Annotated in this window: 21 protein-coding genes; 9 read left to right on the top strand and 12 right to left on the bottom strand. The window is 71.5% G+C overall.

Translation table 11 applies throughout. From position 1 onward, the window contains the following. Positions 1-22 precede the first annotated feature (22 nt). Together ACW5EG_RS02405 and ACW5EG_RS02400 are read right to left on the bottom strand one after the other, a co-directional pair. Positions 23-3307 (bottom strand): efflux RND transporter permease subunit, encoded by a 3285-nt coding sequence (locus tag ACW5EG_RS02405; protein WP_457020766.1) that lies wholly within the window; start codon positions 3305-3307, stop codon positions 23-25. 110 nt (positions 3308-3417) lie between these two features. Beyond that, on the bottom strand, positions 3418-4557 hold the full coding sequence (locus tag ACW5EG_RS02400) for an efflux RND transporter periplasmic adaptor subunit (RefSeq protein WP_457017139.1): 1140 nt from the start codon (positions 4555-4557) through the stop codon (positions 3418-3420). Positions 4558-4633: 76 nt separating this feature from the next. On the opposite strand from ACW5EG_RS02400, the gene ACW5EG_RS02395 reads away from it, so the two are divergent. From ACW5EG_RS02395 to ACW5EG_RS02385, 3 genes are all read left to right on the top strand, one after another. Then, positions 4634-5299, top strand: a complete 666-nt coding sequence (locus ACW5EG_RS02395; protein WP_457017137.1) for a TetR/AcrR family transcriptional regulator C-terminal domain-containing protein — start codon at positions 4634-4636, stop codon at positions 5297-5299. Between the two features lie 133 nt (positions 5300-5432). Further along, a complete protein-coding gene (locus tag ACW5EG_RS02390; protein WP_457017135.1) occupies positions 5433-6086 on the top strand; it encodes a protein-L-isoaspartate O-methyltransferase family protein in 654 nt (217 codons plus the stop codon). A 30-nt stretch (positions 6087-6116) separates the two neighbouring features. Next, complete coding sequence (locus ACW5EG_RS02385) at positions 6117-7448, top strand: TolC family outer membrane protein (protein WP_457020765.1); 1332 nt, start codon at positions 6117-6119, stop codon at positions 7446-7448. A 295-nt stretch (positions 7449-7743) separates the two neighbouring features. Here ACW5EG_RS02385 and waaA read toward each other — a convergent pair whose 3' ends face one another. Further along, complete coding sequence (gene waaA, locus ACW5EG_RS02380; protein WP_457017133.1) at positions 7744-9048, bottom strand: lipid IV(A) 3-deoxy-D-manno-octulosonic acid transferase; 1305 nt, start codon at positions 9046-9048, stop codon at positions 7744-7746. A 276-nt stretch (positions 9049-9324) separates the two neighbouring features. On the opposite strand from waaA, the gene lpxL reads away from it, so the two are divergent. After that, positions 9325-10254 (top strand): LpxL/LpxP family Kdo(2)-lipid IV(A) lauroyl/palmitoleoyl acyltransferase, encoded by a 930-nt coding sequence (lpxL, locus tag ACW5EG_RS02375; protein ID WP_457020764.1) that lies wholly within the window; start codon positions 9325-9327, stop codon positions 10252-10254. A 65-nt stretch (positions 10255-10319) separates the two neighbouring features. Here the strand turns inward: lpxL and ACW5EG_RS02370 are convergent, their stop codons facing one another. The 6 genes from ACW5EG_RS02370 to ACW5EG_RS02345 all read right to left on the bottom strand — a co-directional run bounded on the left by ACW5EG_RS02370 (position 10320) and on the right by ACW5EG_RS02345 (position 15222). Then, a complete protein-coding gene (locus ACW5EG_RS02370) occupies positions 10320-11675 on the bottom strand; it encodes an O-antigen ligase family protein (RefSeq protein WP_457020763.1) in 1356 nt (451 codons plus the stop codon). Next, positions 11632-12771 (bottom strand): glycosyltransferase, encoded by a 1140-nt coding sequence (locus ACW5EG_RS02365; RefSeq protein ID WP_457020762.1) that lies wholly within the window; start codon positions 12769-12771, stop codon positions 11632-11634. Before ACW5EG_RS02365 ends, ACW5EG_RS02370 begins: the two co-directional genes overlap by 44 nt. Positions 12772-12790: 19 nt before the next feature. Then, complete coding sequence (locus tag ACW5EG_RS02360; RefSeq protein WP_457017125.1) at positions 12791-12991, bottom strand: zinc-finger domain-containing protein; 201 nt, start codon at positions 12989-12991, stop codon at positions 12791-12793. Positions 12992-13100: 109 nt separating this feature from the next. Beyond that, positions 13101-13811, bottom strand: a complete 711-nt coding sequence (locus ACW5EG_RS02355; protein ID WP_457020761.1) for a pirin family protein — start codon at positions 13809-13811, stop codon at positions 13101-13103. Between the two features lie 10 nt (positions 13812-13821). Then, positions 13822-14517, bottom strand: coding sequence for a YceI family protein (locus ACW5EG_RS02350; protein WP_457020760.1), 696 nt, complete (start codon positions 14515-14517; stop codon positions 13822-13824). Positions 14518-14634: 117 nt separating this feature from the next. Beyond that, a complete protein-coding gene (locus ACW5EG_RS02345; protein WP_457020759.1) occupies positions 14635-15222 on the bottom strand; it encodes a malonic semialdehyde reductase in 588 nt (195 codons plus the stop codon). A 75-nt stretch (positions 15223-15297) separates the two neighbouring features. Here ACW5EG_RS02345 and ACW5EG_RS02340 point away from each other — a divergent pair, with 75 nt between their 5' ends. Beyond that, positions 15298-16287 carry a mitochondrial fission ELM1 family protein gene (locus ACW5EG_RS02340; RefSeq protein WP_457017119.1) on the top strand — a complete coding sequence of 330 codons (990 nt, stop codon included), beginning with the start codon at positions 15298-15300 and terminating at the stop codon, positions 16285-16287. An 87-nt stretch (positions 16288-16374) separates the two neighbouring features. On the opposite strand, the gene ACW5EG_RS02335 is transcribed toward ACW5EG_RS02340, so the two are convergent. Beyond that, positions 16375-16767 (bottom strand): hypothetical protein, encoded by a 393-nt coding sequence (locus ACW5EG_RS02335; protein ID WP_457020758.1) that lies wholly within the window; start codon positions 16765-16767, stop codon positions 16375-16377. Next, complete coding sequence (locus ACW5EG_RS02330) at positions 16767-17975, bottom strand: DesA family fatty acid desaturase (protein ID WP_457017117.1); 1209 nt, start codon at positions 17973-17975, stop codon at positions 16767-16769. Before ACW5EG_RS02330 ends, ACW5EG_RS02335 begins: the two co-directional genes overlap by 1 nt. 105 nt (positions 17976-18080) lie before the next feature. Here ACW5EG_RS02330 and ACW5EG_RS02325 point away from each other — a divergent pair, with 105 nt between their 5' ends. The 4 genes from ACW5EG_RS02325 (at position 18081) to ACW5EG_RS02310 (ending at position 23338) form a co-directional block, all read left to right on the top strand. Further along, positions 18081-18908, top strand: a complete 828-nt coding sequence (locus ACW5EG_RS02325) for an ABC transporter ATP-binding protein (protein WP_457020757.1) — start codon at positions 18081-18083, stop codon at positions 18906-18908. Continuing rightward, positions 18901-19728, top strand: coding sequence for a bifunctional DNA-formamidopyrimidine glycosylase/DNA-(apurinic or apyrimidinic site) lyase (gene mutM / locus ACW5EG_RS02320; RefSeq protein WP_457020756.1), 828 nt, complete (start codon positions 18901-18903; stop codon positions 19726-19728). Before ACW5EG_RS02325 ends, mutM begins: the two co-directional genes overlap by 8 nt. A gap of 70 nt (positions 19729-19798) precedes the next feature. Beyond that, positions 19799-20359: an ECF-type sigma factor gene (locus ACW5EG_RS02315; RefSeq protein ID WP_457017111.1), complete on the top strand. Its 561-nt coding sequence runs from the start codon at positions 19799-19801 to the stop codon at positions 20357-20359. Positions 20360-20518: 159 nt separating this feature from the next. Further along, positions 20519-23338, top strand: a complete 2820-nt coding sequence (locus ACW5EG_RS02310) for a protein kinase domain-containing protein (protein ID WP_457017110.1) — start codon at positions 20519-20521, stop codon at positions 23336-23338. On the opposite strand, the gene ACW5EG_RS02305 is transcribed toward ACW5EG_RS02310, so the two are convergent. Further along, a complete protein-coding gene (locus tag ACW5EG_RS02305; protein ID WP_457020755.1) occupies positions 23339-23962 on the bottom strand; it encodes a thymidine kinase in 624 nt (207 codons plus the stop codon). Positions 23963-23971 lie beyond the last annotated feature (9 nt).

The raw sequence follows: 23971 nt of genomic DNA, 5'->3' as shown, positions 1-23971 counted from the left end.
CGCAACGCGACACTTCGCGTGTTCAGCGCGCGATATCGGGCCCGGGCTCGTCACGCCGCACCCGGAACCACGCGGCATAGAGCGCCGGCAGGAACAGCAGGGTCAGCACGGTGGCGATGGTGAGCCCGCCCATGATCGCCACCGCCATCGGCCCGAAGAAGGCGCTGCGCGACAGCGGGACCATCGCCAGGATCGCGGCCAGCGCGGTCAGCACGATCGGCCGGAAGCGGCGCACCGTGGCGTCGATGATCGCCTCCCAGCGCGGGTGGCCGGCGGCGATGTCCTGTTCGATCTGGTCGACCAGGATGACCGCGTTGCGCATGATCATGCCGGCCAGCGCGATCGTGCCCAGCATCGCCACGAAGCCGAACGGCACGCGGAATGCGAGCAGGAACAGGGTCACGCCGATCAGCCCCAGCGGCGCGGTCAGCAGCACCAGCAGCGAACGCGACAGGCTGCGCAGCTGCAGCATCAGCAGGGTCACCACCACCAGCAGGAACAGCGGCAGGCCGGCCTTGATCGAATCCTGGCCGCGCGCCGAATCCTCCACCGCGCCGCCGGTTTCCAGCAGGTAGCCCGGCGGCAGCGCCTGGCGGATGTCCTCCAGCGTCGGCAGGATCTGCGCCACCACCGTCGGCGGCGTGACGCCGTCGCGGATGTCGGCGCGCACGGTGATGGTGGGCAGGCGGTCGCGATGCCAGATGATGCCGTCCTCGTAGCCGTACTCGAGCGTGGCCACCTGCGACAGCGGCACCGGCCCGCCTTCGCCGCCGGGAATCGCCAGGCTGCCGAGCAGCTCCAGGTGCGTGCGCTCCTCGCCGGTGCCGCGCAGCAGCACGCCGATCAGCTCGTTGCCTTCGCGGAAGGTGCTGACCTGCAGCCCGCTGAGCGAGCCCGACAGGAACTGCGCCACGCGCTGCGAGCTGATGCCCAGCGCGCGCGCGCGGTCCTGGTCGATGCGCAGGCGCACCACCTTGCTCGGCTCGCTCCAGTCCAGGTGCACGTTGTCCAGGTGCGGGTTGGCGCGCACGCGCGTCGCGACCTGCTCTGCAAGCTCGCGCACCCGCTCGACGTGTTCGCCGGAGACGCGGAACTGGACCGGGTAGCCGACCGGAGGACCGTTCTCCAGCCGCGTCACGCGCAGCTGCAGTTCCGGGAAGCGCGGCACCACCTCGTCCAGCAGCCAGGCGCGCACCGCCTCGCGCGAATCGAGGTCATCCGCGCGCACCACGAACTGGCCGAAGTTGGTTTGCGGCAGCTGCTGGTCCAGCGGCAAATAGAAGCGCGGTGAACCGGTGCCGACGTAGGCGACGTAGTTGTCGATGCCTTCGCGGCCGGCCAGCATGGCCTCCAATCGACGCACCTGGGCCTCGGTCGCGCGCAGCGAGCTGCCTTCGGCCAGCTCCATGTCGACCATCAGCTCGAGCCGCGTGGAATCGGGGAAGAACTGCTGCGGCACAAAGCGGAACAGCGCCAGCGACAGCGCGAATGCGGCAATGGTGGCGATGATCACCAGCCAGCGGTGGCGCAGCGACCAGTCCAGCAGGTGGCGGAAGCGCAGGTAGAACCGGGTCTGGTAGGGATCGTGCCCAGGTATCGCCCCGCTTGAGCTCCCTCCCCCGCTTGCGCCTCCTGCCCCACTTGCGCTCCCTCCCCCGCTTGCGGGGGAGGGTTGGGGTGGGGGCAAGCCGGTCGTCGCGCCATCAAGCGCTGCTTCGCGGCGCTCCCCCACCCCGGCCCTCCCCCGCAGGCGGGGGAGGGAGACGACGCGGCGAACGAAGTTGGACAGTCTCTGCAGCAGCGGCGGCTTCCCCGCATGCGCCTGCATGTCCGGCAGCATCTTCTCGCCCAGCCACGGGATGAACAGCACCGCCGCGATCCACGACACCACCAGCGCGATCGCCACCACCTCGAACAGCGAGCGCGTGTACTCGCCCACGCCCGAGGCCGCAGTCGCGATCGGCAGGAAGCCGGCCGCGGTCACCAGGGTGCCGGTGAGCATCGGGAAGGCGGTATTGGTCCAGGCGAAGCCGGCCGCGCGGAAGCGGTCGAAGCCCTGCTCCATCTTGATCGCCATCATCTCCACAGCAATGATCGCGTCGTCCACCAGCAGGCCCAGCGCCAGCACCAGCGCGCCCAACGAGATCTTGTGCAGGCCGACGCCGAACCACTTCATCACCACGAACGTCATTGCCAGCACCAGCGGGATCGCCACCCCCACCACCAGCCCGGTGCGGAAGCCCAGCGCGAAAAAGCTCACCAGCAGCACGATCGCCACCGCCTCGGCCAGCACCTTGACGAACTCGCCGACCGAGTCGCGCACCGCGGCCGGCTGGTCGGTGACCTTGCGCAGTTCCATGCCGGCCGGCAGCGTGCGCTGCAGGCGCTCGAACGCCGCGTCCAGGGTGCTGCCCAGGCGCAGGATGTCACCGCCCTCGCGCATCGACACGCCCAGGCCGATCGCGTCCTGGCCCATGAAGCGCATGCGCGGCGCGGCCGGGTCGGAAAAGCCGCGGGTGACGGTGGCGACGTCACCCAGGCGGACGGTGCGGTCGCCGGCGCGGATGGGGAAGTCGCGGATGTCGTCGACGGAAGCGAAGGCGCCGTCCACGCGCAGCTGCACGCGCTCGCCCGGGGTTTCGAAGAAGCCGGTCGGCGAGACGGCGTTCTGCTGCGCCAGCGCCTGCTGGATCGTCGCCATCGGGATGCCGAAGGTGGCCAGCCGCGTATTGCTGACCTCGATCCAGATCCGCTCGTCCTGCAGGCCGATCAGCTCGACCTTGCCGACGTTGTCGATGCGCTGCAGCTCAAGCTGGACCCGGTCGGCGTAATCCTTGAGCACGGCGTAGTCGAAGCCCTCGCCGGTGAGCGCGTAGATGTTGCCGAAGGTGTCGCCGAACTCGTCGTTGAAGAACGGGCCGACTACGCCCTCGGGCAGGGTCGCGCGGATGTCGCCGATCTTCTTGCGCACCTCGTACCAGAGCTTTGGCACGTCGCGCGAGCGCATCGAGTCGCGCGCCATGAAGATCACCTGCGATTCGCCCGGCCGCGAGTACGAGCGGATGTACTCGTACTCGCCGGTTTCCATCAGCTTCTTCTCGATGCGCTCGGTGACCTGGCGCGCGACCTCCTCGGCGGTGGCGCCCGGCCACAGGGTGCGCACCACCATCGCCTTGAAGGTGAACGGCGGGTCTTCCGAGCGCCCCAGCTGCAGGTAGGACAGCGCCCCGCCGATGGCGACCACGATCATCGCGTACAGCACCAGGCTGCGGTTGCGCAGCGCCCACTCGGAGAGGTTGAAGCGCATGGCTCAGCGCTCCACCCGGCCGCGGTGGGCGTCGCAATGCCGCGCCGGCGTGCTCTGACCAGGTCTCGCCCGGGCGACACCCGGCGCCAAGCACTGCGGCTTCGCGGCAGTCACCGCGGCTGTTCCGCGGAAGCCGGCGCCGGCGTGGCGAGCCCCACCGGCCGATTGTCGCGGTCCACCGGCGTCACCGCCTGGCCCTCGCGCAGCAGGTGACCACCCGCCGTCACCACCCAGTCGTCGGGCTCCAGCCCCGACAGCACCCGGACCCGCTCCTGGCCCAGCCGCCCCGGCTCCACCGGCGCCAGCCGCAGCGTGCCGCTGGCCGGCTCGAACACCCACACCGCATGCCCGCCCGACGGACCCGGCTGCAGCGCGGTCAGGGGCACGCTCAGCGCCGCGCCCTCCCCCTCCTCCCGCACGTGGACGCGCGCGCTCTGGCCCAGCGCGACCTCGTCGGCGACGTCGGCATCCAGTGCCACGCGCGCGGCGAAGGTACGCGCCTGCGGATCGGCGGCAGCGGCGATCTCGCGGATGCTCCCGCGCAGGCGCCGCTCCGGACCAACCCACAGTTCGACCTCGACCACCTGCCCGAGGCTGGCTTCGCCAACGCGCGATTCCGGCAGCGCGATCGCGACTTCGCGGCCGCCGTCACCGGCCAGGGTATAGACCGCCTGTCCAGCGGCGACCACCTGCCCGGCCTCGGCCAGGCGGCTGGCCACCACGCCATCAAACGGCGCACGCAGTTGCGCGTAGCCGGCCTGGTTGCGGGCGACATCGAGCTGCGCCCGGGCGGCGCTGGCTTGTTCCCCGGCCGCCCGCCAGGCCGCGTCCTGCGCGTCCATGGCCGACTGGCTGACCAGCCGCTCGCGCAGCAGCGCCTGGAAGCGGGTGCGGTCGGCGCTGATCCGACCCAGCTCTGCTTCGGCAGCCGCCAGCTGCGCACGCGCAGCTTCGGCCTGCAGGCGCTGGTCGCCCGGGTCCAGTTCGGCCAACACCTGGCCCTTGCGCACGCGTTCTCCGGCATCGACGTGGCGGCGGACGAGGTTGCCGCCGATGCGGAATGCGAGCGGGCTTTCCTCACGGGCGCGGATCTCGCCGGCGTAGGTGACGACCGCAGCGTCGGCGCCGCTGCGTGGCTGTTCCACCAGCACCGGGCGCCGCGTTTCGACGGCCTCGCCGTTCCCGCCGCAGGCGGACAGCAGTGCGGCCATCGCCGCACCAAGGGCCCACAGGGAGGAGCGATCGGTCATGTGCATCCGGAGCGCGGGGTGAATGCCAGGGCGGGCAGAGTATAAATAGCAAACCGATTAGTCTAGTATTCCATGGATGGCCCCGCAGCTCCCGCCCGTCGTCGCCAAGCCCAAGCCGACCCCCGGACCCGGCCGCCCCAAGGACCTGGCCAAGCGCGCCGCGATCCTCGACGCCGCGGCGCGCATGTTCACGCGCTTAGGCTTCGAAGGCGCGAGCATGGACCAGATCGCGGCCGAGGCCGGCGTGTCCAAGCTCACCGTCTACAGCCACTTCGGCGACAAGGAAGCCCTGTTCGGCGAGGCCGTGCGGGTGGTCTGCGATTCGCTGATGCCCGACGACCTGTTCGTGGCCGACCCGTCGGCGCCGCTGCGCTCGCAGCTGGACGGCATCGCCCGCGCCTTCTTCGCGATGATCACCAGCGAAGAAGCGCTGGCCACGCACCGGATGATGATGAGCCCCGGCGGCGACGAACGCCTGCGCCACCTGTTCTGGCAGGCCGGGCCTGAACGCGTGCAGCGTGCCTTCGCCACCTTCCTGGAGGCGCGCGCGGCCGAGCTGGAAATCCCCGATCTCGCCCGCGCCGCCCGCCAGTTCTTCGCGCTGCTCAAGGGCGACCTGCACACGCGCATGGCCTGCGGGCTGTGCGGGCGCCCCAGCACGGCCGATGTGGACGAACATATCGCTGCCACCGTCGCGATGTTCCTGCGTGCCTATGGCCGCCGGCCGCTGACCGCGCCCTGACGATTCGGGCCATCGGTCGCGGTGACTTCCGGCACTCAGCCGTCCCCGGGCCGCTGGCGATGATGGCCCCGGGGAATTCAGGTGATCCGGCCGGTAGAATCGCGTTCCCTCCTTCCACATTCCGGACCGCAAGATGACGTTCGATTACACCAAGGCCCGCGAGACCATGGTCGAGCAGCAGATCCGTCCCTGGGACGTGCTCGACGGCCGCGTGCTGGACGTGCTGGTGCGAATGCCGCGCGAGGCCTTCGTGGCCGATCGCCACCGCGCCCTGGCCTATGCCGACCTGGAGCTGCCGATCGGCCACGGCGAAACCATGCTCAAGCCCGTGCTCGAAGGCCGTGCGCTGCAGGCGCTGGAGCTGCAGGGCGGTGAGGCGGTGCTGGAAATCGGCGCCGGCAGCGGCTTCCTCGCCGCCTGCCTGGGCGCGCTTGCGCGCGAGGTGACCAGCATCGAGCGCCACGCCGACCTGGCCGAAGCCGCCGGCGACCGACTGCACGCGCAGGGCCTGGGCAACGTCTCGGTGGTCGCCGCCGATGCGTTCGCGTGGGAGCCCGGCCGCCAGTTCGACGCGATCTGCGTGTCGGGCGCGGTCGACACCGTGCCGTCACGTTTCCTCGAGTGGCTGCGTCCCGGTGGACGGATGTTCGTGGTGCGCGGCCGCGCGCCGGTGATGGAAGCGGCGCTGCTGCACAACGATGTCAACGGCCGCCGCTACGAATCGTTGTTCGAGACCGACCTGCCCTACCTCGCCGGCGCCGAACCGACGCCCGAATTCAAGTTCTGACACGCCCCGCATTTTCGCCAAGGATCTCCGATGCTTCGCCGCCCCCTCGTTCTCTCCCTCGCCCTGGCCCTTTCGTCCGCGCCGGTCTTCGCCGAAGACCTGATGCAGACCTACGAGCTGGCGCGGGTCAACGACCCGCAGCTTTCGATCGCCGAATCCAGCCGCCTGTCCACCCGCGAGAATGCCGTGCAGGCGCGTGCGGCGCTGCTGCCGCAGGTCAGCGGCTCGGCCGGCCTGACGCGCGCGCACGACGCCGGTGAGACCGGATCGGGCCGCGGCCGGAGCTACGGCGCCCGCCTGACCCAGCCGCTGGTCGACCTTGGCGCGATCTCCAACCTGCGCGCGCAGCGCGACTACAGCGTCGCCGCCGATTACGACCTGGCGGCCGCCGGCGACGAGCTGATCACGCGCACCGCCAACGCCTACTTCGACGTGCTGGTCGCGCTGGAGACGCTGAGCGCTGCCGAGGCGGCCGAGGCGGCGTTCCAGAAGCAGTTCGACTACGCCGACCGGCGGCTGGAAGTCGGCCTGGCGCCGATCACCGACGTCCACGAGGCCCGCGCCCAGTACGACGGCGCGCGCGCCAACACGATCCTGGTGCGCAATGCGCTGCAGGACGCCTACCAGGCGCTGGCCGAGATCACCGGCACGCCGATCAACGCGCTGCGTGCGCTGCCGGATGACTTCCGCCCCGAGCTGCCGGTCGGCGGCGATGCCGAAGCCTGGGTGCAGCGCGCGCTCGAGACCAACCCGAGCCTGCAGGCCGCGCAGTACTCGGTGCAGGGCGCCGAGCACGGCGTGCAGACCGCGCGCGCCGGCCACCTGCCCACGCTCGATGTGGGCGTGACCTACAGCAACAACACCAGCTGGTACTCGCCCTCGCCCGGCACCGTCAGCCTGACCGACGAAGGCCACACACTGGGCCTGACGCTGACCGTGCCGATCTTCTCCGGCGGCGCGACCCAATCGCGCGTGCGCCAGTCGATCGCCAGCCGCGACATCGCCCGGGACCAGCTCGAGCAGGGCCGTCGCGCGATCGAGCGCAACACCCGCTACGCCTACCAGGCACTGGTCGCGGGCATCAGTGAGGTCGAGGCGCGGCGCCTGGCGCTGGTCTCGGCGCAGAGCGCGTACGACGCCTCGCAGGTCGGCCTCGAGGTCGGTACGCGTACCGTCATCGACGTGCTGATCAACCAGCAGAACCTGTTCCAGGCGCGGCAGAACTACGCCACTGCGCGCTACAACTACCTGCGCAACCGGCTGCTGCTCGAGCAGGCGGCCGGCACGCTCGACGCGACCACGGTGCAGGACGTGAACCGCCTGCTGACCAACGACACCACGGCGCCCGCGCCGCTGCAGTAGGCCGCGGTCCTCGCCGCTGCGGCACCCGGAGCCGGCGCATTGCGCCGGCTTCGTCGTTTCTGGGGCCTACTGGTTTCACTGGTTTCAGCGGAAGAGCTTTCTGCCACGGATTTCGCGGATGACGCGGATAGACGCGGATAACGCAGATGAGGACGAGTGGCGGTGTCCTCGCCGTCTTGTCCTGTCCTGTCTTGATCCGCGGAATCCGCGAAATCCGTGGCTGACCGCCTTGCACCTCGGCGACCAGCTGGTGTCATCCCGACCCCGACAGCGCAGCGCGCAACGAGGCTCCCCGTCACGCCAGCCCGGGCGGCAGATCGGGGGCGATGACGTCGAGCGTGCGCTGCAGGGCGCCGCGGCCGTCGCGCACCAGGGCCAGGCCCGCATCGCGCATGGCCGCCCGCGCGTCGGCGTCGTCCATCAGCCCGATCAGCGCCGCGCCCACCGCGTCCGCGTCCTCGCCCACGCGCAGCGCGCCGGCAGCCTGCATCTGGCGCGCGATGTCGGCGAAGTTGTGCAGGTGCGGGCCGCTGACCACCGGCGTGCCCACCGCCGCCGGTTCAAGCAGGTTGTGACCGCCGATGTCCTGCAGGCTGCCGCCGACGAAGGCCACATCGGCGCAGGCATAGAACTGCTGCAGCTCACCGAGCGTGTCGAGCACGAACACCGCATCCTCGGCATCCGGCCACCGGGTCAGCCTGCGCGTGGCCACGCGCCAGCCGGCGTCCACCGCCTGCTGCGCGGCGCCGCGGAAACGCTCGGGATGGCGCGGCGCCCACAGCATCAGCAGATCCGGCCAGCGCTCGCGCAGGCGCCGGTGCATTTCAAGCACCGGCGTCTCTTCCTCGGGATGGGTACTCGCCGCGATCCAGACCGGCCGGCCGCCGATGCGCTCGCGGAACCCGGCCGCCTCGCGCGCCAGCGCCTCGGCGTCGATCGTGATGTCGTACTTGAGGTTGCCGGTGACCACGAGCGCGGCGGGTGGCGCGCCCAGTGCGCCGAAGCGGCGCGCATCGTCGTGCGACTGCGCGGCGACGCGGCGCATCGTGGCCAGTGCCCGCGACAGCAGCGGCCGCAGCGCGCGATATCCACGCAACGAGCGCTCGGACAGGCGCGCATTGACCAGGTAAGCCGGGATGCCGGCGTCACGGCAGCAGAACAGCAGGTTCGGCCACAGCTCGGTTTCCACCACCAGCGCGATCTTCGGGCGGAAGTGTCCGAGGAAGCGGCGCACCGCGCCGCCGAGGTCATAGGGCAGGTAGGCGTGGTCCACGCGCTCGCCCCAGATCGCGCGCACCCGCGCCGAGCCGGTGGGCGTGATCGTCGTGATCAGCAGGCGCCGCTCCGGCGCCGCCTCGAGCAGGGCGTTGACCAGCGGCGCAACCGCGTTCACTTCGCCGACCGACACCGCATGCACCCACACCGGCGTCTGCGCCGCGGGCGCGGCGTAGTGGGCGTAGCGCTCGCTCCAGCGCTCGAAGTACGCCTCCTGGCGGAACCCGCGCCAGATCAGGTGATAGACCGTCACCGGCACCAGCAGGTACAGCACGGCCGAATACAGGCCGCGCAGCAGGCGTTCGGTCGTATCGGCGGCGGACATGCGGACAGGATAGCGGGAATGGGGCGGAGGCCGGTCCACGACAGATCGGGAGCAGGGCGTCGGGAGTCGAACAGCATCTTCACTGTCATCCCGAACGCAGTGAGGGATCTGCTTTCGCCACCGCCCAGATCCCTCACTGCGTTCGGGATGACACGCGGCACCGAAATGGCATGCCCCGACGGGCTGACATTTCCATCAGCATCGGAATGGCATGCCCGGATCCGTCGCACCGCCGCCACACCCGGCCGGCCACACCCCTGCGACTACAATCCGCGCATGGCTTCCGAGACCGCCACGCCGCCACCACCGCCGCTGTCGCCACGCCACTGGCCGAGCTGGCTGGGCATCGGCCTGATGGCGCTGGCCGCGCGCCTACCGTGGCTGTGGCAGCGCGCGATCGGGCGTGGGCTGGGCACGCTGCTGCGCACACTGCTGCGCGACCGCCGCGAAGTGGCCGCACGCAACCTGGGGCTGTGTTTCCCGGAACTCGACGCCGCGGCGCGCGACGCGCTGCTGCGCGCGCACTTCACCGCGCTCGGCACCGGCCTGTTCGAGTTCGCACGCGCCTGGTGGGGTTCGGTCGATCCGATGCGCCGCGGGCTGGTGGTCGAAGGGCTGGAGCACATGCAGGCCGCGCGCGCCAGCGGCCGCGGCGTGATCGTGGTGTCCGGCCACTTCAGCACGCTGGAAATCTGCGGCCGGCTGATGTGCGACCACGTGCCGCTGGCCGGCATGTACCGCCCGCACGCGTCGCCGGCGATGGAATGGGCAGTGCGGCGCGGCCGCGCGCGCTACGCGGCGGCGATGTTCCCCAAGCAGGACGTGCGCGGCGCGGTCCGCCACCTGAAGAAGGGCGGCCTGCTGTGGTACGCCCCCGACCAGGACCCGAGCCGCGGCGATGCGGTGTACGTGCCCTTCTTCGGCCAGCCGGCGCACAGCCTCACCTCGACCCACTCGCTGGCGCGGCTGTCCGGCGCGGCGGTGGTGCTGTTCGAGCACCGCCGCCGCGCCGACGGCGGCTACACGCTGTGCCTGCGGCCGGCGCTGGAGGCGTTCCCGTCGAAGGACGCGATTGCCGATACCGCGCGCGTGATCGCCGGCATCGAGACGATGGTGCGCGCGGCGCCGGAGCAGTACCTGTGGATCCACCGCCGCTTCAAGCGGCAGCCCGATGGCACGTCGCCCTACGAGGCAGGCCCGGTGTAGGAGCGGCTTCAGCCACGATATGGGTGGTGCGGCATCCGCATGTTCGATCGCGGCTGAAGCCGCTCCTACAGGGGCGCGTGGCTATCGGGCAGCGGTGGGGCGCGACCGGCCAGCAGGCTGCCGGCGTACAGGGCCGCCAGCAGCAGGGTGAGGCCACCCCAGAACGTGGAATAGAAGGCCAGGTGGGTGTTGAACGGGAACACCGTCACCGCCAGCGCCAGCATGGCCGGGCGCGCGCGATTGCGTGCCTCGGCGTCGGCGAAGCGCCAGGCGCGCCAAGCCATGGCCGCGCCGGCCAGCCACAGCAGCAGGCCGAAGAAGCCGGTTTCACTCAGGACCTCGAGCACGATCTGGTGCGCATGGAAGGCCGGTCCCTCGCCCCACGCCGCGGGTTCGCCCGGCTCGGGATCGCAGGCCGGGAACGCACGACGGAAGCCGCGCGCGCCCACGCCGTTGACCGGATGCTCGCGCGCCATGCACAGCGCCGCGCTCCAGATCCGCGTGCGTCCGGACAGGGCGGTATCGACACCTTCGTCGCCGTCCGCGGTCCAGGCCTGCGCGGTGCGCTCCACGCGCTGCTGCACCTGCGGCGACACATAGCTCAGCGCAACCAGGGCGATCGCGCCGGCCGCGAACACGCCCAGCAGCTTCTTCCAGCCCAGCAGGCCCCAGCCGCTGAAGGCCAGCACCAGCGCGAAGGTGATCCACGACGCGCGCGAGCCGGCGAACAGCACCACCGTCCCCACCAGCAGCGCGGCCACGATCCAGCCACCGCTGCCGAAGCGGCGTCCGGCGACATAAAGTGCGAACGGCGACAGGCTGGCCAGCACCACGCCCAGCTTGAGGTTGCACGGTCCCAGCACGCCGCCCAGACGGTCGACGGTGGCGAGCTGGTCCACGCTGCACATGGGCCGGCCGCTGATCGCCTGCTTGAGCATGTCGATGCCCCAGAACAGGGGACTCGTACCGGTGACGACCTGGGCCAGCGCATCCAGCGTCCAGACCAGCACGATCACCGCCAGGCCGCCGAAGGTCGTGCGGCGTCCGCGCGGCGAGGCGACGGCCGAGGCCGCCAGCCACAGGAACGGCAGGTAGCGCAGGTCGACCAGCGATTCGCGCAACGCGCGGCCCTGGTCGACCGCATCGAACGAGGACACCAGCTGCGGCAGCCAGTACGCGCAGAACAGCACGCTGGTCAGCGCCCAGGCCTGGTGGCTGAGCAGGCGCATGCCGCCGCGGAAGCGGCCGATCAGCAGGTGCACGATCGCGGCCAGCGCGCCCAGCACCATCACCGCTTCCGCGTAGCCGGGGGCGGGCCACAGCGCCACGAAGGCCAGCACCCAGTGCGGGGCCCAGCGCCAGCCGGCGGATTGCGCCTCAGCGGGCGAGGAGGACGGCGGGATCGTCGCGGAGTTCGTCATAGACCGAGAGCGTGGCTTCCTGCATCGACTGCAGGGTGTACGGAATGGTATCGGGAAGCGGTGGCGGACGTTGCAGCAGCGTGCGTGCCGCCAACGCCAGCGCAGCGGCGTCGAACGGCGGCACCGCGCCGCCCGGCTGCAGTTCGCGCAGCAGTTCGCCGCTGCCGCCGTGCTCCCATCCCGCCACGGGGCGCCCGCAGGCCAGCGCCTCGATCACGGTGCGGCCAAAGGCCTCGGGCTTGCGCGAGAGCTGCAGCACCAGGTCGCAGGCGGCATAGGCCTCGGCGATGGCGGCGGTGGGCGCGGTGATCGCAAGCGCGGCGGACACGCTCTCGCGCGCGGCCTGCTGTTCGAGTTCGGCGACGTAGCGCTCGCGGCCGCGTTCGCGCGCCCCCGGCATCCACAGCCGCGCATCCACGCCGCCAGCGCGCAGCGTCGCAAGCAGCGCCAGCGCGTCGGAATGGCCCTTGAGCCGGGTGCCGCGCCCGGGCAGCAGCAGCAGCGGGCCATCGCCGCCCAGCGCCGGATGCTGCGCGGCCACGCGAGCGCGCGCGTCGCGATCGGGCCGCGGCGCGCGCGGGAAGTCGGCAGGATCGATGCCGCGCGGCACCAGGCGCAGGCGCAGCGGGTCGGTTGCCGGATAGTGCTGCAGCACGTAGTCGCGCACCGTGCGCGACACGCAGATCACGCGCTCGCCGCGCGCCATGATCGCGCTGTAGCGCGAGGGCGAGTTGAGCCCGTGCACGGTGGTGACGAAGCGCGGACGCGCCGCGGCAGGCATGCCCGCAAGTACCCACCAGCCCAGCCAGGCCGGCAGCCGCGAACGTGCGTGCACGATGTCGACCCCCTCGCGCGCGAACAGCCGCCGCAACGCCGGCACGTGGCGCAGCACCAGCGGCGACTTGCGGCCGATGTCGAGTTCGACGTGCTGCGCGCCGCGCGCCCGCAGCTCGCGCACCAGCCGGCCACCGGCGGACACCACGATGGCGCGGTGACCCGCGCGCACCAGCGCGTCCGCGATCTCGAGGGTGGAACGTTCGACGCCGCCGGACTCCAGCCCCGGCAACAGCTGCACCACGGTCAGCGGGCGCGGCATGCGCGTGCCGCCCGCGGCGTCAGTCGACCAGGACGAAGTGCGCGCCGCAGTACGGGCAGTCGGCTTCGCCGCCGTCGGCCTCGATCGGCATGTACACGCGCGGATGCGAATTCCACAGCGCCATCGACGGCAGCGGGCAGCTCAGCGGCAGGTCGCCGCGACGGACTTCGTAGCGGGTCTGCGCATTGGCCTGCGTGGGCTGGGACTGCGTGGCGGTCATGGCGTGTGCGGCATCCGGATGGAACCCGCGCATTCTAGCCCGGAGCGGCGGCAGCCTGTGAGCGTGGAAGCCCGCGACCGCGACAGGGTAGCGTCGTGGAGATGCCCCGCTATTGCGGCAGGTCGAACAGCAGCAGGTCGGCGATGCCATCGCCTGCACCGGACAGACGCAGCAGGCCCGCTTCGCCTGAAATGCCGATCGCATCGCCCGCCGACAGCGGCTGTCCGTCCGCATCGACCGCGCCGTCCACCACGTGCAGCCAGTAGCGCCGGGCCGGATCCAGCGCCTGCTCCACTGCGATCCCCCGCGCCAGCCGCGTGCCGCGCAGGCTGGCCTGCTGGCGGATGGCGAGGCTGCCGTCGATGCCGTCCGGCGAGGCCAGCGTCGCCCAGCGGCCCTCGCGCAGCGCCGGGTCGAACGTGCGCTGCGCATAGTCCGGCGCGGGTCCGGCAACGTCGGGCATGATCCAGATCTGCAGGAAATGCACCGACTCGCTGTCCGAGCCGTTGTACTCGCTGTGTTCGATCCCGCTGCCGGCGCTCATCCACTGCAGTTCGCCCGGCCGCAGCACGCCCGTGCCGCCGCTGCTGTCGCGATGCGCGAGCGCACCACTGACCACGTAGCTCAGGATCTCCATGTCCGCGTGCCGGTGCGGCGGGAATCCGCCGCCCGGCGCAACACGGTCCTCGTTGATCACGCGCAGCGGCCCGAAACCCATCCACCGGGGATCGTGGTAATGCCCGAACGAGAACGTGTGCCGGCTGTCGAGCCAGCCGGCGTTGACGTGGCCGCGATCGGCGGCGGGCCTGGCGATGCGCATGATCGCGACCTCAGCCCGCGACCGCTTCGCCCTCGGGCGCAGCGACGAGCGCTTCGGTGGTGATGCGGATGTGCACCTCGTCGCTCACGTGCGGCGCCGCCATGCCCAGCCCGAAATCGCTGCGCTTGAGGGTGGTGGTCGCGTCGAAACCGGCGGCGGCACGCTTGGCCATCGGGTGCTCGCCGAAGCGGTTCATGGTCACGTCCAGCACCACCGGATGGGTGTTGTCCTTGATGGTCAGGTCACCGGTGACCTTGAGCTTGTTCGGGCCGGCCGATTCGACCGCTGTGCTGCGGAAGGTCGCGGCCTGGTACTTGTCGGCTTCGAAGAAGTCGGCGCTGCGCAGGTGCGTGTCGAAGTCGGCCACGAACGAGTTCAGCCCGCTCAGCGGCAGCGTGACCTCGACCGAGGACGCGGATACGTTGTCGGCGTCGTACACGATCTGCCCCTCGGCCCCGCCGAAGTTGGCGACCGGGTTGGAGAAGCCCAGGTGGTTCCACTGCGCGATCACGGTGGTGTGGCCGGGGTCGATCACGTAGGTGCCCGACACGCCTTCGACGGTTTCGGCAGCGGCATCCGGGGTGGCGGCGGCGATCTCGGCCGCAGGGCCCGCGGCATCGACCGGCGCCGGCGGTTCGGACTGCTGGCAGGCGGCGAGGGCCACGGTCAGGGCGAGGGGAAGCAGGAGCCTGGAAGAGATGTGCATGGGTGTGCCTCTGGAAGCGATGGGTGGAAGGGGATGGCGAGCCGTCCCCGGGCGCTGCGGCATGGGTACGGCACCCGCGGGCGGCGGCAGGTCGCCACCCGCGGGGAAATCATGCGCTCATTCGATCCTGGCGGCCTCGTCGAAGGACAGCCGCGGCGAGCGCGGATATATCGCCGCCGGATCGCCCTGGCCGAGGTTGACCAGCACGTTGGAGCGGATCGAGGTGCCCTTGAAGAAGGCCTCGTCGACCTGCGCGTTGTCGAAGCCGCTCATCGGCCCGGTGTCGAGCCCGAGCGAGCGCGCGGCCATGATCAGGTAGGCCGTCTGCATGCTCGACCCCCGCAGGGCGACGCGCTGCAGGCGCTCTTCGGGCGAACCCTCGAACCAGGACTTCGCATCCACGTGCGGGAACAGCGCGGGCAGCTTGTCGTAGAAGCGCAGGTCGTGGCCCACGATCACCGTCACCGGCGCCGACATCGTCTTGGCGTGGTTGCCCTCGCTGAGCGCCGGCCCGAGTTTCTCCTTTGCCTCGGGCGAGCGCACGAACACGAACCGCGCCGGGCAGGTATTGGCCTCGGTCGGCCCCAGCTTGAGCAGGTCGTAGAGCCGGCGCAGCGTGGCCTCGTCGATCGCGCCCGAAAACGCGTTGTGGGTGCGGGCGGTACGGAACAGCTGGTCGAGCGCTGGGTCGGGCAACGGGGTCATGTGCATCCTGGGCGTGGCGGAATGGCTACAGTGTAGTGTTCCATGCACGGCACTTTGCATCGACCTCTGTAACTGATGATCACAAAAATAGAACAATCGGCAGCCCAACCCGGGGATTCACCCCAAATCTGGTCGCTCAGCGACGGCCGGGCCGGCAATGCACGCCAGGCCGACGCGCTGGCCGCGGCGCTGGGCGGCGCAGCGCGGAGCCTGACGCTGGAGCCGCGCGCGCCCTGGCGCTGGTTCGCGCCGCGGGGTCTGCCTGGTGCCGCAGGCGCGTTCGGCCCCGACTTCGATCGCGCGCTGGTCGCGCCACCGGCCGTCGCCGTCGGCTGCGGGCGGCAGGCGGCCCTGGCCACGCGGCTGCTGCGCGGACAAGGCGCCAAGGCGGTCCAGATCCTCGATCCGCGGATCGACCCACGCCACTGGGACGCCGTCATTGCGCCGGCACACGATGGCCTGTGCGGCGCCAACGTCATTACGCTGCTGGGCAGCCTGCATCCGGTCGACGATGCTTGGCTGCAGCGCGCGCGCGCGCGCTTCCCTGCCGTGGGCGAGCTGCCGGCGCCGCGTACCGCGCTGCTGCTGGGCGGACCGACCGCCAATGCCCGCTGGGACGCCGCGCACATCGACCGCCTGCTTGGCCAGCTTCTGGCCATCCGGGCGCAGGAGGCAGGCAGCCTGCTTGCCACCGTCTCGCGGCGCACCCCGGGCGGTATCGTCGACCTGCTGCGCAGCCGCCTCGATGGTGTGCCCGGCCTGCTGTGGACCGGCCCGGCAGACGGCGCCAACCCCTACCCCGGCCTGCTGGCCTGGGCCGACCGCATCGTCTGCTCGCCCGACTCGGTCAACATGGTCTCCGAAGCCTGCGCCACCCGCGTGCCCGTGCATGTGTTCGATGCCGCGCTCGCGCGCAGCCGCCCACGTCGCTTCCTCGAAGCCCTCGCCGCACGCGGACGCCTCGGCGGGATCGAGCTGGCGCCTGCCCAAGACGTCGAACCGCTCCGGGAGACGCCGCGCGTCGCGGCGGAGGTCCGCACGCGCCTTGGCTTGGACGCGCGCTGACCCCTTGGCAGCGACCGCTGGGCGCGGGCCTGAGCTTCGCCCTGGTCGTGCTGCGCCGCGACCGCGGCGCGTAGCGCGCAATCGGCTTCAGCGCGGCGGCGCGGCGAGTTCGCGTGCGTCGAGGAAGCCGTCGCGATCGACATCCTGCTTGCCGAACCGCTCGGCGAGGCGCGCAAGATGCTGCCCGCGCGACAGCGGCGCGCCCTTGCCGCCGGGCTGTTCGCCCGCGTCCAGCACACCGTCTCCATTGCGGTCCATGCCGTCGAAGGCATAGCTCATCCAGGCCTGGTATTCGGAGAGCGACACGCGGCCGTCGCCATCGGCATCCATCTTCGCCAGGTATTCGCCGGTCTGCCTGACCTGGGCGAAGGCCGCCACAGGCAGCAGAACCAGGCAGATCCAGCCGCGCCTGGCCACGTGCCATGCCGCGCCGCCAACGCCGCCTTCCCGCACGCGCGGGAGAGCGGCGCGGCCCTGCATCAGGCGCGCGCCGACTGCAGCGAGTAGCCTTTCAGACGCGCCGCGTAATCCTGCAGCGCGCGGATACCGGTGGCCTCGGCCTCGCGGCACCAGGCCTGCAGGTTGTGCAGCGCCTCGTTGGCGTTGGTGGTGCGCGCCTCGAGCACGGCTGCAAGCCTGCGCCGGTATTCGACCAGGGTGTGGATGCGCGGACGCTGCGCGACCCATTGCTGCATCTGCTCGCGCGACTCCGGGTCGAGCCAGCGCCCATCGTCGACCAGGGCCTTGCGCATCTTGCGCGGCAGCAGCTTGCGCAGCCTGGCACCAGCCGCCTGCGCCTCTTCGCGCAGCGCCGGCATCAGCACGTTGCGCTGGTAGTCGGTCATGGCCTGGAAGCGGTGCGCGAGCAGCGCCTTCATGGTGTCCATGTCGGGCGCCTGGATGTTCGGGCGCACGTCGAGCGATGGCGCAACGCGCAGCACCTTGGCCAGCTTCACCGTCTCCAGGCCCTTGATCACGGCCCAGCCGATGTCGAACTCCCAGCGGCGCAGCGCGAACTTGGCCGAGCTGGGGAAGGCGTGGTGGTTGTTGTGCAGTTCTTCGCCACCGATCCAGAACGCCCACGGAGTGAGGTTGGTGGCGGTGTCGCTCGTGGCGAAGTTGCGGTAACCCCACCAGTGTCCAAGGCCGTTGACCACGCCGGCCGCCCAGAACGGGATCCAGGCCATCTGGATCGCCCAGACCGCCACACCGGCAAATCCGAACAGGCCAAAGCTGATGAACAGCAGCAGGGTCGGCCCGAAGGTCGCGTACGGCGTGTAGAGCCTGCGCTCGATCCAGTCGCTGGGCGCACCCTTGCCGTACTGCTCGATGTCCGCGCGCATGGTGCGCGCCTCGCGATACAGCTCGACGCCGCGCCAGAACACGGTCTTGATGCCCTTGAACTGCGGGCTGTGCGGGTCTTCCTCGGTCTCGCACTTGGCGTGGTGCTTGCGATGGATGGCCACCCATTCGCGGGTGATCATCGACGTGGTCAGCCACGTCCAGAAGCGGAAGAAGTGCGCGATCACCGGATGGAAATCCACGCCGCGATGGGCCTGGCTGCGATGCAGGTACAGGGTGACCGCGAAAATGGTCAGCTGGGTGGCGATCAGGAGGTAGAGCGCGAGCTGCCAGAAACCGAACTGAAGCAGGCCGCCGGCAAGGAAGTCGATGAAGGACGCGGGCATGGCTGTGTCGAAGCTGGGGGATCCCCGGCATGATGGCGCCCGGGTCGCCGCAAGGCCAGCCCTACGCAACCGTATGGCTCCCCCGGTTCATCCCCAATCCTGCCCATGACCCACGCCCCGCCCGCCAGCCCTGCCCTGATCGAACTCGACGATGCCCGTGTCTGGCGCGACGGCCACGCCGCGCTGGACGGGGTCAGCCTGCGCCTGCCGCTGGGCCGGCACACCGCCATCCTCGGACCCAACGGCTGCGGCAAGTCCAGCTTCATCCAGCTGCTGACCCGCCAGCTCTACGCCGCCGCCCACGCCGATGGCCGCCCGCCGGTGCGGATCCTGGGCGAACACCTGTGGGACGTGCGCACGATCCGCTCGCGGCTGGGAATCGTGACCGGGGCCATGCACGACGACCTGCTGTCCCTGCCCGGCCTGGGCGCGCGCGACGTGGTGCTGGGCGCCTTCGAAGCGCGCCTGGCGCCGCCGGATGAGGAGGTCGACCCGGCACGGCTGGCCGCAGCCGACGCCGCGCTGGCGCGGGTCGATGCGGCCCACCTTGGCGGGCGCGACTACGTCACCCTGTCCACCGGCGAGGCGCGGCGGGTGCTGCTGGCGCGGGCGCTGGTGCATGCGCCGATGGCGCTGCTGCTCGACGAACCGGCCGCCGGCCTGGACGTGGTGGCGCGCGCGCGCCTGCTGCAGATCCTGCGCCGGCTCACGACCGAAGGCGTGACCCTGCTGCTGGTCACCCACCACGCCGAGGAGCTGCTGCCCGAAATCGGCCACGTGGTGCTGCTGCGCAATGGCCGCGTTGTTGCCGACGGCCCGCGCGCCAAGGTGCTCACCGGGCCGCTGCTGTCGCTGGCCTTCGGCGCACCGCTGCGATTCGTCGACGGCGAGGTCCCGGCGTTCGTGCTCGAAGCGGAGCCTGTCGGTGCCTGAGCTGCCCGAGGTCGAAACCACCCGCGCCGGGCTGGCGCCCCACGTCGAGGGCCGGCGCGTGCGCACGGTCATCCTGCGTCGCCCCGACCTGCGCTGGCCGATCCCGCCTGAAGTCGCCGGGCAACTGCCCGGCCAGCGGATCGACACGGTGCGCCGCCGCGCCAAGTACCTGCTGCTCGACACCGCCGCCGGCAGCGCGCTGCTGCACCTGGGCATGTCCGGCAGCCTGCGGGTGCTGCCGGCCGACACGCCGCTACGCGCGCACGACCACGTCGACGTGGTGCTGGATGACAGCGGGCCCGATCCGGGTCGCGTGCTGCGCTTCAACGATCCGCGCCGCTTCGGCTGCCTGCTCTGGCAGCCCGCCGGCGAGATCCACCCGCTGCTGCGCGGGCTCGGCCCGGAGCCGCTGTCGGACGATTTCGACGGCGACTACCTGTTCGCGCGCAGCCGCGGACGCAGCGCGCCGGTCAAGACCTTCCTGATGGACCAGCGCATCGTGGTGGGCGTGGGCAACATCTACGCGGCCGAGGCGCTGCACGCGGCCGGCATTGCGCCGCTGCGTGCGGCGGGGCGCGTTTCCCGCGAGCGCTACCGGCTGCTGGCCGACGCGGTGCGCCGCATCCTTGTCCATGCGATCGGGCGCGGCGGCACCACCTTGCGCGACTTCCTGTCCCCCGACGGGGCGCCGGGTTACTTCGTGCAGGAGCTGTCCGCCTACGGTCGCGGCGGCATGCCTTGCCCGCGCTGCGGGCGAGCGCTGCGCCAGGCCAGCATCGGCCAGCGCGCGACGGTCTGGTGCGGGCACTGCCAGCGCTGACCGGGCCTGCCGCCCGCGTGCCGGGCGGCTTCGCGGTATAGTCCGGGCCGCTGAATGGAGCACGGCGCGCATGTCGGATACCGCAGATATCACCCTCTGGCTCGACGCCGCCCGCAGCGGCGACCGGGGCGCGCTCGACCGGGTGCTGGCCACGCTCTACCAGGAGCTGCACACCATGGCCCGGCGCCAGCTGTCCGGGCAGCAGGGGCAAACGCTCGATGCCACCGCGCTGGTGCACGAGGCCTATCTCAAGCTGATCGGCCGGCGCGAAATCCAGTTCGACGATCGCGGGCACTTCTTCGCGTATGCCGCGTCTGCGATGCGCAGCGTGGTGGTCGACTACGCGCGCCAGCGCCTGGCGCAGAAGCGCGGCGGCGACCTGCACCGCGTCACCGACCTGCCGCACGACCTCGAAGGCGGCCTGCGCCTGGACGAGGACATGCTGGCGCTGGACGTCGCCCTGAACCGGCTGGCGGACGTCGACGCCAGGCTCGCGCGCGTGGTGGAACTGCGCTACTTCGGCGGCCTGTCGGAGGCCGAGATCGCCACCCTGCTCGGCCGCTCCGACCGCAGCATCCGCCGCGACTGGCAGAAGGCGCGGATGTACCTGCTGGCTTCGCTGCAGGGCTGACGCTGCCTTCCGAAAGACGTGGACCGGAGCCTTGATCGACCTTCCCCGCGAGGCCGTGGGCGCCCGCGGCGGACGGCGGCGCGCCACATGCCCCAAACACGCCACGTTCCCGGCGCGCACGCAGCTGCGTCGCCGCCACCGCGCGCGCCAGGCTGAGTGATGGACGCCGAACGCTGGCAGCGCCTTTCGCCCCTGCTCGACGCGCTGCTCGAGCTCGACGACGACGCGCGCGCCAGCAGCCTGGCCTCGCTGCGCGAGGACGATGCGCAACTCGCCGACGACCTGGAGGAACTGCTGGCGCTGGAGGCCGGCAGCGAGGACTTCCTGTCCGAACCCCTGATCGCGCCGCACCCGGGCGTGCACGCCGGCGCCAACGTGGGCCCCTACGAGCTCGAGCGCATGCTCGGCGAAGGCGGCATGGGCCAGGTCTGGCTGGCGCGCCGCGCCGACGGCCTGTACGAGCGCCGCGTCGCGCTGAAGCTGCTGCGGCCCGGCCTGGCCGATCCCGGACTGCGCCTGCGCTTCACCCGCGAGCGCCAGATCCTGGCGCGGCTTGAGCACCCGCACATCGCGCGCCTGCTCGATGCCGGCATCAGCAGCGACAACCAGCCCTACTTGGCGCTGGAGTACGTGGAAGGCGAGCCGATCACCGACTGGTGCCGGGCGCGCGACCCGGGCGTGGTCACGCGCGTGCAGCTGTTCCTGCAGGTGTGCGAGGCGGTCAGCCACGCGCACACCAACCTGATCGTGCACCGCGACCTCAAGCCGTCCAACATCATGGTCACGCCGCTGGACGACGTGCGCCTGCTCGACTTCGGCATCGCCAAGCTGCTCGACACGCCCGACCACGCGCCGGAGCAGACCCGCACCGGACTACGCGCCTTCACCCTGCACTACGCCGCGCCCGAGCAGATCCGCGGCGAGCCGGTCACCACCATGACCGACGTGTATTCGCTGGGCGTGGTGCTGTACGAGCTCCTGGCCGGGCGCAAGCCCTACCAGCTCAAGCGCCCGAGCGACGCGCAGTGGGAGGACGCGATCCTCACCGTCGACCCGCAGCGGCCATCGCAGGCGCTGCAGCGCGATGCCGAAGGCAATACCGCAGGGCCGGCGCTGCGCCGGCGCGCGAAGGAGATCAGCGGCGACCTCGACAACATCGTGCTCAAGGCGCTGAGCAAGAAGCCCGAGCAACGCTACCCTTCGGTCGAGGCACTGGGGCTGGACCTGCAGCGCTGGCTTGACGGCAAGCCGGTGCACGCGCGCCCGCAGAGCGTGTCCTACCGCATCGGCAAGTACGTCAGCCGGCATCGCTGGGCGCTGTCCACTGCGGCGGTGGTGTCGCTGGTGCTGGTCGCCGCGCTCGGCATCGTCGCCTGGCAGGCGCGCCAGGCGGTGCGCGAATCCGCACGCGCCCAGGCCATGCAGAACTTCGTGGTCGGCCTGTTCGAAACCGCCGGCGGCGTGCCCGCCGGCGCACCGGTCGACATCCATCGCCTGCTCGACGACGGTGAGCGCCGCATCGAACGCGAGCTGGGCAACCAGCCGGTGGCGCGCGCCGAACTGCTCGGCGTGGTGGCCCGGCTGCGGTCGGGCCTGGGCGACTACGTCGCGGCGCACGAGCTGCTCCGCCGCCAGGCCAAGCTGGTCGACACCCTGCCCGAGGCGCCGCCGAGCCTGCGCCTGCAGTCAGCGACCGACCTCGGCCGCGTGCTGCGCCTGACCGGCGACACCGACGGCTGCCTGGCCGGGATGCAGCCCCTGCTGGCGCTGGCGCGGCGCAGCGAGCACCGTCTGCCCGTGCCGGTCTCGGCCTTCTACACGCAGCTCGGGCGCTGCCACGCCGCCGGGCGCGACATCGAGGACGCACGCGCCCTGTACATGCGCGCGCTGGCGCTGCGCCGCGACCCGCTGCACGATGATGCCGGCGTGGTCGAGAACCTGGCCGACCTGGCCAACCTGCACGCCGCGACGGGCAACACTGCGCGCGCCCTGACCGCTTCGCGCGCCGCGCTGGCGCTGCTCCACGACACCGCCGGTGAACGCCATCCGCTGGCGATCGACCTGCTGCGTTCGCTGTGCTCGCTCGAGCGCGACGCCAGCAATACCGTGGTCGCCGAAGGCCACTGCCGCCAGGCGCTGGCGCTGGCCATGGAACTGCGCGGCCCGCAGCACCACGCCACCATCGATGCGCGGCGGCAGCTGGCCGCGGTGCACGTGGACCAGGGCCGCTTGGCCGAAGCCGAAAACGAGTTCCGCGACACCCTGGCTTGGCTGGTCGCACGCCTGGGCGAGGACCACGTCGACGTCGCGCGCGGCCGCAGCAGCCTGGCCATCGTCGCCTGGGAGCGCGGCGACATCGACGCCGCGCTGCGAGGCCTGGCGCGCTCGGTGGATACCTGGCGCCGGCATCGCAGCCAGCTGCAGCTGGCCGGCGGGCTGTTCAACCAGGCGATGGTGCTGCACAGCGCCGGGCGCGACGAGCAGGCGCTGCCGCTGCTGCTTGAATCACTGGCACTGCGGCGCGAGGCCTACGGCGAGCGCCACGGCCTGGTCGGCGACACCCTGCGCCTGCTGGGCGAAGTGCAGGCCGCGCACGGGCGGGACGAAGCGCTGGCCAGCCTGCGCCAGGCGCAGGCGCTGACGCGCGACGGCTATGGCGCGCAGCACTCGCACACGCGGCGGGCGGAGATTTCACTGGCGCGCCACGAAGCCCGGCTGGGCGACGCGGCCGCACTGACCCGGCTCGACGCGCTGGCCGAACTGCCGCAGCAGGAAGCCGAGCTGCGCAAGGCGGGCTGGCTGGCGCGTGCCTACGCAGCCGACGTGCGCTGCGGCACGCCGTCGCAGCGGCCGCTGGCGCTGGCCAGCCTGCAGGCGCTGCAGGCCCAGGTCGTGCAGGCGCAGCCCGAGGGCGGCGCGCTGCCGCGGGAAATCGAGCGCCTGCACGCGGCCTGCCTGGCCATCGCGGCCACGCGCTGATCAGCCCAGTGGCAGCGGCTGCTGCAGCGGGTCGATCCGTCCTTCGCCGCGGGAAATCCTCTTGAACTCGGCGCGGCTGACCGAGACATAGCGCTCGTTGCCGCCGATTTCCACCTGCGGCCCTTCGCTCACCGCAAAGCCCTGTTCGTCCACGCGCACGGTCATCGTCGCCTTGCTGCCGCTGTGGCAGATCGTCTTGATCTCGCTGATCTCGTCGGCCCAGGCCAGCAGGTATTGGCTGCCTTCGAACAGCTCGCCGCGAAAATCCGTACGCAGCCCGTAGCACAGCACCGGCACCCGCAGCGCATCGACCACTTCGCCCAGCTGCCAGACCTGTGCGCGGGTCAGGAACTGGGCCTCGTCGACCAGCACGCAGTGCAGCCGGCCGTTGGCCGCGATGTCGCGTTCGACCCGCGCCTGCAGGTCGTCATCGCGCTCGAAAGCCACGCCTTCGGCCGTCAGCCCGATCCGCGAGGCCACGGTGCCGCTGCCTGAGCGGTGGTCCAGCCGCGGGGTCAGGATCAGCGTGCGCATCCCGCGCTCGCGGTAGTTGTGCGCGGACTGCAGCAGGGTGGTGGTCTTTCCGGCGTTCATTGCCGAGTAGTAGAAGTAGAGCTTGGCCATGCGCAGATT

The organism is Luteimonas sp. A611, from assembly GCF_054072715.1.
The sequence above is the reverse complement of the archived record's forward strand: the minus strand, read 5'-3'. Positions and strand labels throughout refer to the sequence as shown.

Coding starts and splice junctions, on each gene's coding strand:
- ACW5EG_RS02405 (WP_457020766.1), bottom strand. CDS start 3,307: ATGCGCTTCAACCTCTCCGAGTGGGCGCTGCGCAACCGCAGCCTGGTG.
- ACW5EG_RS02400 (WP_457017139.1), bottom strand. CDS start 4,557: ATGACCGATCGCTCCTCCCTGTGGGCCCTTGGTGCGGCGATGGCCGCA.
- ACW5EG_RS02395 (WP_457017137.1), top strand. CDS start 4,634: ATGGCCCCGCAGCTCCCGCCCGTCGTCGCCAAGCCCAAGCCGACCCCC.
- ACW5EG_RS02390 (WP_457017135.1), top strand. CDS start 5,433: ATGACGTTCGATTACACCAAGGCCCGCGAGACCATGGTCGAGCAGCAG.
- ACW5EG_RS02385 (WP_457020765.1), top strand. CDS start 6,117: ATGCTTCGCCGCCCCCTCGTTCTCTCCCTCGCCCTGGCCCTTTCGTCC.
- waaA (WP_457017133.1), bottom strand. CDS start 9,048: ATGTCCGCCGCCGATACGACCGAACGCCTGCTGCGCGGCCTGTATTCG.
- lpxL (WP_457020764.1), top strand. CDS start 9,325: ATGGCTTCCGAGACCGCCACGCCGCCACCACCGCCGCTGTCGCCACGC.
- ACW5EG_RS02370 (WP_457020763.1), bottom strand. CDS start 11,675: ATGACGAACTCCGCGACGATCCCGCCGTCCTCCTCGCCCGCTGAGGCG.
- ACW5EG_RS02365 (WP_457020762.1), bottom strand. CDS start 12,771: ATGCCGCGCCCGCTGACCGTGGTGCAGCTGTTGCCGGGGCTGGAGTCC.
- ACW5EG_RS02360 (WP_457017125.1), bottom strand. CDS start 12,991: ATGACCGCCACGCAGTCCCAGCCCACGCAGGCCAATGCGCAGACCCGC.
- ACW5EG_RS02355 (WP_457020761.1), bottom strand. CDS start 13,811: ATGCGCATCGCCAGGCCCGCCGCCGATCGCGGCCACGTCAACGCCGGC.
- ACW5EG_RS02350 (WP_457020760.1), bottom strand. CDS start 14,517: ATGCACATCTCTTCCAGGCTCCTGCTTCCCCTCGCCCTGACCGTGGCC.
- ACW5EG_RS02345 (WP_457020759.1), bottom strand. CDS start 15,222: ATGACCCCGTTGCCCGACCCAGCGCTCGACCAGCTGTTCCGTACCGCC.
- ACW5EG_RS02340 (WP_457017119.1), top strand. CDS start 15,298: ATGATCACAAAAATAGAACAATCGGCAGCCCAACCCGGGGATTCACCC.
- ACW5EG_RS02335 (WP_457020758.1), bottom strand. CDS start 16,767: ATGCAGGGCCGCGCCGCTCTCCCGCGCGTGCGGGAAGGCGGCGTTGGC.
- ACW5EG_RS02330 (WP_457017117.1), bottom strand. CDS start 17,975: ATGCCCGCGTCCTTCATCGACTTCCTTGCCGGCGGCCTGCTTCAGTTC.
- ACW5EG_RS02325 (WP_457020757.1), top strand. CDS start 18,081: ATGACCCACGCCCCGCCCGCCAGCCCTGCCCTGATCGAACTCGACGAT.
- ACW5EG_RS02315 (WP_457017111.1), top strand. CDS start 19,799: ATGTCGGATACCGCAGATATCACCCTCTGGCTCGACGCCGCCCGCAGC.
- ACW5EG_RS02310 (WP_457017110.1), top strand. CDS start 20,519: ATGGACGCCGAACGCTGGCAGCGCCTTTCGCCCCTGCTCGACGCGCTG.
- ACW5EG_RS02305 (WP_457020755.1), bottom strand. CDS start 23,962: ATGGCCAAGCTCTACTTCTACTACTCGGCAATGAACGCCGGAAAGACC.